Source organism: [Mycobacterium] manitobense, assembly GCF_025821665.1.
In the GTDB taxonomy this organism is placed as follows: domain Bacteria; phylum Actinomycetota; class Actinomycetes; order Mycobacteriales; family Mycobacteriaceae; genus Mycobacterium; species Mycobacterium arseniciresistens.
Map to the genome: position 1 here is coordinate 1 of NZ_JACKSJ010000053.1, position 6,654 is coordinate 6,654.

Annotated in this window: 6 protein-coding genes; all 6 read left to right on the forward strand. The window is 70.7% G+C overall.

What is annotated here, in order from left to right:
• Positions 1-714, forward strand: a 714-nt coding sequence (locus tag H7I41_RS06820; RefSeq protein WP_264011816.1) for an FHA domain-containing protein, incomplete at its 5' end; no start/stop codon positions are given.
• 192 nt (positions 715-906) lie between these two features.
• Entirely contained in the window at positions 907-1,371 is a 465-nt protein-coding gene (locus H7I41_RS06825) for an FHA domain-containing protein FhaB/FipA (protein ID WP_264011818.1), read from the forward strand.
• Positions 1,368-2,891 carry a protein phosphatase 2C domain-containing protein gene (locus tag H7I41_RS06830; RefSeq protein ID WP_264011819.1) on the forward strand — a complete coding sequence of 508 codons (1,524 nt, stop codon included), beginning with the start codon at positions 1,368-1,370 and terminating at the stop codon, positions 2,889-2,891. The genes H7I41_RS06825 and H7I41_RS06830 overlap by 4 nt, the downstream gene beginning before the upstream one ends.
• Positions 2,888-4,300 carry a peptidoglycan glycosyltransferase RodA gene (locus tag H7I41_RS06835; RefSeq protein WP_264011820.1) on the forward strand — a complete coding sequence of 471 codons (1,413 nt, stop codon included), beginning with the start codon at positions 2,888-2,890 and terminating at the stop codon, positions 4,298-4,300. The genes H7I41_RS06830 and H7I41_RS06835 overlap by 4 nt, the downstream gene beginning before the upstream one ends.
• On the forward strand, positions 4,297-5,775 hold the full coding sequence (gene pbpA, locus H7I41_RS06840; RefSeq protein ID WP_264011821.1) for a D,D-transpeptidase PbpA: 1,479 nt from the start codon (positions 4,297-4,299) through the stop codon (positions 5,773-5,775). Before H7I41_RS06835 ends, pbpA begins: the two co-directional genes overlap by 4 nt.
• On the forward strand, positions 5,772-6,654 hold an 883-nt coding region (locus H7I41_RS06845; RefSeq protein WP_264011822.1), incomplete at its 3' end, for a serine/threonine-protein kinase. The genes pbpA and H7I41_RS06845, both read left to right, overlap by 4 nt.

The following is a 6,654-nucleotide window of genomic DNA, read 5'->3' on the forward strand; positions in this document are numbered from 1 at the left end:
TACGACCAGGGCTACCGTCCGGGTCCCGGCGGGCCCGGTGGCCCCGGTGGCCCCGCCGGCGGCTACGGCGGCGGTCAGCCCGGGTACGGGCAGCCCGGCGGCGACTACGACTACGGCCGTCCCCCGGCACCCGGCAGGCACGAGGACGGTGGCTACGGCGCCCCGGCCGGCCGGCCCGGCTACCCCGACCAGGGCGGCGGCTACCCGGATCAGGGCGGCTACCCCGACCAGGGCGGCTACGGCGGCGGCCAGTACGGACGCCAGGACTACGGGCAGCAGGAGTACGGCGGCGGCCGCGGCTATGCCGAGCCTGCCGGCTACGGCGAGGCCGGTTACGCCGAGCCCGCGGGCCGCGACTACGAGTACGGCCAGCAGGCAGGCGGCGGCTACGGCGGCGCCTACGGGCAGGGCGATTACCCGGCCGGTGGCGCGACCGTCACGCTGCAGCTCGACGACGGCAGCGGCCGCACCTACCAGTTGCGCGAGGGCGCGAACGTGATCGGCCGCGGCCAGGACGCCCAGTTCCGGCTGCCCGACACCGGCGTCTCACGGCGGCACCTGGAGATCCGCTGGGACGGTCAGGTCGCGCTGCTGTCAGACCTCAACTCGACCAACGGCACCACCGTGAACAACGCACCGGTCCAGGAATGGCAGCTGGCTGACGGCGACGTCATCCGGCTCGGGCACTCCGAGATCATCGTCCGCGTTCACTGACTGATCGCGGCTGGGTCACGACCTGGGCACAGCCGCGGGCGAAGCTGAAGGCTTCACCTCCACGTCGAACAGCGTCCAAGTATCGTGACGTTGCCGACGACCGCCGGCCGGACCGGCGGGCAGGGCGCAGCGACCCGGGGATCCGTGTTGATGCGGCGAGGAGTACGGATCGGGGAACGAGAGGAACGTCAGATGCAGGGGTTGGTGCTGCAGCTGACGCGCGTCGGATTCCTGTTGCTGCTGTGGCTGTTCATCTGGTCGGTGCTGCGGATCCTGCGCACCGACATCTACGCGCCCACCGGCGCGGTGATGGTGCGCCGCGGCCTGGCGCTGCGCGGTTCGCTGCTGCCGAACCGGCAGCGCAACGTGATCCGGCAGCTGGTGGTCACCGAGGGCGCGCTCGCCGGCACCCGGATCACCCTGGGCAGCCAGCCGGTGCTGATCGGCCGCGCCGATGACTCGACGCTGGTGCTCACCGACGACTACGCCTCCACCCGGCACGCCCGGCTGTCCCCACGAGGTTCGGAGTGGTACGTGGAGGACCTAGGATCGACCAACGGCACATACCTCGACAGGGCGAAGGTGACGACGGCGGTAAAGGTTCCGATTGGCACGCCGGTTCGAATCGGCAAGACGGTGATCGAGCTGCGCCCGTGACGCTGGTTCTCCGGTACGCCGCGCGCAGCGACCGCGGCCTGGTTCGTGCCAACAACGAAGACTCGGTCTACGCCGGCGCGCGCCTGCTGGCCCTCGCCGACGGCATGGGCGGGCACGCGGCCGGCGAGGTCGCCTCGCAGCTGGTGATCGCCGCACTGGCCCATCTCGACGACGACGAGCCCGGCGGCGACCTGCTCGGCAAACTCGATTCCGCCGTCGCCGAGGGCAACTCGGCAATCGCGGCGCACGTCGAGGCCGATCCCGAGCTCGAGGGCATGGGCACGACGCTCACCGCGATCCTGTTCGCGGGTAACCGCCTCGGCCTGGTGCACATCGGTGACTCGCGCGGCTACCTGATGCGCGACGGCGAGCTCACCCAGATCACCAAGGACGACACCTTCGTCCAGACCCTGGTCGACGAGGGCCGCATCACCGCCGAGGAGGCGCACAGCCACCCGCAGCGGTCGCTGATCATGCGGGCGCTCACCGGCCACGAGGTCGAGCCCACGCTGATCGTCCGCGAGGCCCGGGTGGGCGACCGCTACCTGCTGTGCTCGGACGGGCTGTCCGACCCCGTCAGCCACGAGACCATCGCCGAGGCGATGCAGATCCCGGACGTCGCCGAGAGCGCCGACCGGCTGATCGAGCTGGCGCTGCGCGGTGGCGGACCGGACAACGTCACCGTGGTGGTCGCCGACGTCGTGGACTACGACTACGGACAGACCCAGCCGATCCTGGCCGGCGCCGTGTCCGGCGACGCCGACCAACCCCCGCCCAACACCGCGGCGGGCCGCGCGTCGGCGTTCAATCCGAAGCGCAACGAGCCCAAACGTGTTGTGCCGCAACCTGCGGAGGACGCCCGCAAGCCGCGCTCGAAGCGCCGGATGATCATCGCCGCGGTGTTGCTCATCCTGGTGGCCCTCGCCGGGCTGGCCATCGGCCGCGAGATCGTCCGCAACAACTACTACGTCAGCGACGACGACGGCACGGTGTCGATCATGCGCGGCGTGCCCGGGTCGATCCTGGGCTATCACCTCCAGGAGCCCTACCGCCAGGGCTGCCTCACCGCCCGCGACGGCCTCACGCTGATCAACCCCGGCCAGGCGCCGCGCGACTGTGAGCTGTTCCGCGTCGCCGACCTCAAGCAGTCCGAACAGCGCCAGGTGATCGCGGGGCTGCCGACCGGCTCCGAGGACGAGGCGATCGGCCAGATCAACCAGCTGGCACGCGATTCGCTGCTGCCGATCTGCCAGGCGCCCAAGCCGACGCCCACGCCGAAGACACAACCGCATCTGCCCGGGTCGCCGCAGTCCCCGGGTGTGCCGAACGCTCCGGCGACCACCGGTGGCAACGCGCCGGCGCCCGAGACACCGCGGACCGTCGCTCCCACGCCCGGCGCCACGGCGGGCGGCCCGCAGGCACCGCCACCGGCGCCGCCCACCCCGTCCCCCTCCCCCACCGTGACGGCGCTGCCGCCACCGCCCCCGGAGCCTGGCACCAACTGCCGGGAGGCGGCGTGACGACGCAGCCCCAGTCACCGGTGACGGTGACGCCGCCGCTGCCGAACCGGCGCAACGCCGAGTTGATCCTGCTCGGCTTCGCGGCACTCATCACGACCGTGGCGCTGCTGATCGTCGAGGTGAACCAGGAGCAGGGCCTCAGCTGGGACCTCGCGCAGTACGCGCTGGGATACCTCGCCCTCTTCGCCGCCGCACACGTGGCGGTCCGCCGGTACGCGCCGTACGCCGACCCGCTGCTGCTCCCGGTGGTGGCGCTGCTCAACGGACTGGGCCTGGTGATGATCCACCGGCTCGACCTCGCCGCCGGCGAGCTGACGTCAGAAGGCTTGGGCGGCACCGCGAATCAGCAGATGCTGTGGGCGCTGATCGGCGTCGCGGGCTTCACGCTCGTCGTGGTGTTCCTGAGCGACCACCGGATGCTGGCGCGGTACGGCTACGTGTGCGGCGTGACCGGCCTGATCCTGCTGGTGATTCCCGCGCTGCTGCCTTCCCAATTCTCCGAGCAGGGCGGCGCGAAGATCTGGATCCGCTTGCCGGGCTTCTCGATTCAGCCGGCCGAATTCTCGAAGATCCTGCTGCTGATCTTCTTCGCCGCCGTCCTGGTGGCCAAGCGCGACGTGTTCACCAGTGCGGGCAAGCACGTCCTCGGCATGGATCTGCCGCGGCCCCGCGACCTCGCGCCGCTGCTCGCGGCGTGGATCGCCTCGATCGGCGTGATGATCTTCGAGAAGGACCTCGGCACGTCGCTGCTGCTGTACGCATCGTTCCTGGTGCTGCTCTACATCGCCACCGACCGGTTCAGCTGGGTGGTGATCGGGCTGGCCCTCTTCGCCGCGGGAAGTGTTGCGGCGTACCACATGTTCGGTCACGTCCGGGTTCGCGTGCAGACGTGGCTGGACCCGTTCGCCGACCCGGACGGTGCCGGCTACCAGATGGTGCAGTCGCTGTTCAGCTTCGCCACCGGCGGCATCTTCGGCACCGGACTGGGCAACGGTCAGCCCGGAACGGTGCCCGCCGCGTCCACCGACTTCATCATCGCCGCCATCGGTGAGGAACTCGGCCTCGTCGGCCTGGCCGCCGTCCTGATGCTCTACACGATCGTGATCGTGCGCGGCCTGCGGACCGCCATCGCGGTACGCGACAGCTTCGGCAAGCTGTTGGCCGCCGGGCTCGCGTCCACGCTGGGCATCCAGCTGTTCATCGTCGTCGGCGGGGTGACCAAGCTGATCCCGCTGACCGGCCTCACCACGCCGTGGATGTCCTACGGCGGGTCGTCGCTGCTGGCCAACTACCTGCTGCTGGGCATCCTGGTGCGGATCTCGCATTCCGCGCGCCGGCCCATCGACACCAAGGTGGCGCCGCAGACCTCGATCGCGGCGGCCAGCACCGAGGTGATCTCCAAGGTATGAACACCTCGCTCCGCCGCATCTCCGTCACGATCATGGCGCTCATCGTGCTGCTGCTGGCCAACGCCACCATCACGCAGGTGTTCACCGCCGACGGTCTGCGCACGGATCCACGCAATCAGCGGGTGCTGCTCGACGAGTACTCCCGCCAGCGCGGCCAGATCTCGGCGGGCGGTGACCTGCTGGCGTATTCGGTGTCGACAAACGGCCGGTTCCGGTTCCTGCGGGTCTATCCGGACCCGCAGGCCTACGCCCCGGTCACCGGCTTCTACTCGCTGAGCTACTCGAGCAGCGGCCTGGAGCGCGCCGAGGACACCATCCTCAACGGATCCGACGAGCGGCTGTTCGGCCGTCGGCTGGCCGACTTCTTCACCGGCCGCGACCCGCGCGGCGGGAACGTCGCCACCACGATCAATCCCCAGGTGCAGCAGGCGGCGTGGGACGCGATGTCCGAGGGCTGCAGCGGCCGGGCGTGCAAGGGCGCGGTGGTGGCGCTCGAACCGTCCACCGGCAAGATCCTGGCGATGGTGTCGGCGCCGTCGTACGACCCGAACCAGTTGGCCTCCCACAACATGGACGACCAGGCCACCGCGTGGGGACAGCTGCGGGACAACCCGGACAACCCGCTGCTCAACCGGGCGATCTCCGAGACCTACCCGCCGGGATCGACGTTCAAGGTCATCACCACCGCGGCCGCGCTGCAGGCCGGCGCCACACCCAACACCACGGTGACGGCCGCGCCGCGAATCGAACTACCGGACAGCACAGCGTCACTGGAGAACTTCGGCGGCTCGTCGTGTGGCGGCGGGCCGACGGCCACGCTGCGGGAGGCGTTCGCGCGCTCCTGCAACACCGCCTTCGTCGAGCTCGGCATCGACACCGGCGCCGACGCCCTGCGCGACACCGCGCAGGCCTTCGGCCTCGACGATGCGCCCGCGCCGATCCCGCTGCAGGTCGCCGAATCCACCGTCGGCCCGATCGCCGACGCCGCCGCGCTGGGCATGTCGAGCATCGGCCAGAGGGACGTGGCGCTCACACCGCTGCAGAACGCGATGGTGGCCGCCACCATCGCGAACGAAGGGGTAACCATGCGGCCCTACCTGGTCGACAGCCTCAATGGACCAGACCTGGCCAACATCAGCACCACCAGTCCGGCAGAACAGCGACGGGCGGTGACGCCACAGGTCGCAAGTACACTTACGGATTTGATGGTCGGCGCCGAGCAGGTGACGCAGCAGAAGGGAGCCATCGCCGGCGTGCAGATCGCTTCGAAAACCGGCACCGCGGAGCACGGGTCCGACCCGCGCAACACTCCGCCGCACGCCTGGTACATCGCCTTCGCGCCTGCTCAGGCGCCCAAAGTCGCGGTCGCCGTTCTCGTGGAGGGCGGCGGTGACCGGCTGGGCGCAACGGGCGGCACCCTTGCCGCGCCGATCGGCCGGGCCACGATCGCCGCGGCGCTGAGGGAGGGCTCATGAGCCCCCGCGTCGGTGTCACGCTGTCCGGCCGGTACCGGCTGCAGCGGCTCATCGCCACCGGCGGCATGGGCCAGGTGTGGGAGTCGGTGGACTCGCGGCTTGGCCGCCGCGTCGCTGTCAAGGTGCTCAAGGCGGAGTTCTCGTCGGACCCGGAGTTCGTCGAGCGGTTCCGCGCGGAGGCCCGCACGGTCGCCATGCTCAACCACCCGGGCATCGCCAGCGTCTACGACTACGGCGAGACCGACATGGACGGCGAGGGCCGCACCGCCTACCTGGTGATGGAGCTCGTCAACGGCGAGCCGCTGAACTCCGTCCTCAAGCGCACCGGCCGGCTGTCGTTGCGGCACGCGCTGGACATGCTGGAGCAGACCGGCCGCGCGCTGCAGGTGGCGCACACCGCCGGCCTGGTGCATCGCGACGTCAAGCCCGGCAACATCCTGATCACGCCGACCGGGCAGGTGAAGCTGACCGACTTCGGTATCGCCAAGGCCGTTGACGCCGCCCCGGTCACCCAGACCGGCATGGTGATGGGCACCGCGCAGTACATCGCCCCCGAACAGGCCCTCGGCCATGACGCCACCGCGGCCAGCGACGTCTACGCCCTCGGCGTCGTCGGCTACGAGTCGGTGTCGGGCAAGCGCCCGTTCACCGGCGACGGCGCGCTGACCGTCGCGATGAAGCACATCAAGGAGACACCGCCGCCGCTGCCGGCCGACCTGCCGCCGAACGTGCGCGAACTGATCGAGATCACCCTGGTGAAGAACCCGGGCATGCGGTACCGATCGGGTGGGCCGTTCGCCGACGCCGTGGCCGCCGTGCGCTCGGGCCGGCGACCCCCGCGCCCGAACCAGGCGCCGACGATCGGGCGGGCCGCGCCTG

Bases quoted from the DNA above. Each gene is read 5' to 3' on its own strand.
- pbpA (WP_264011821.1), top strand. From the start codon at position 4,297: ATGAACACCTCGCTCCGCCGCATCTCCGTCACGATCATGGCGCTCATC.
- H7I41_RS06825 (WP_264011818.1), top strand. From the start codon at position 907: ATGCAGGGGTTGGTGCTGCAGCTGACGCGCGTCGGATTCCTGTTGCTG.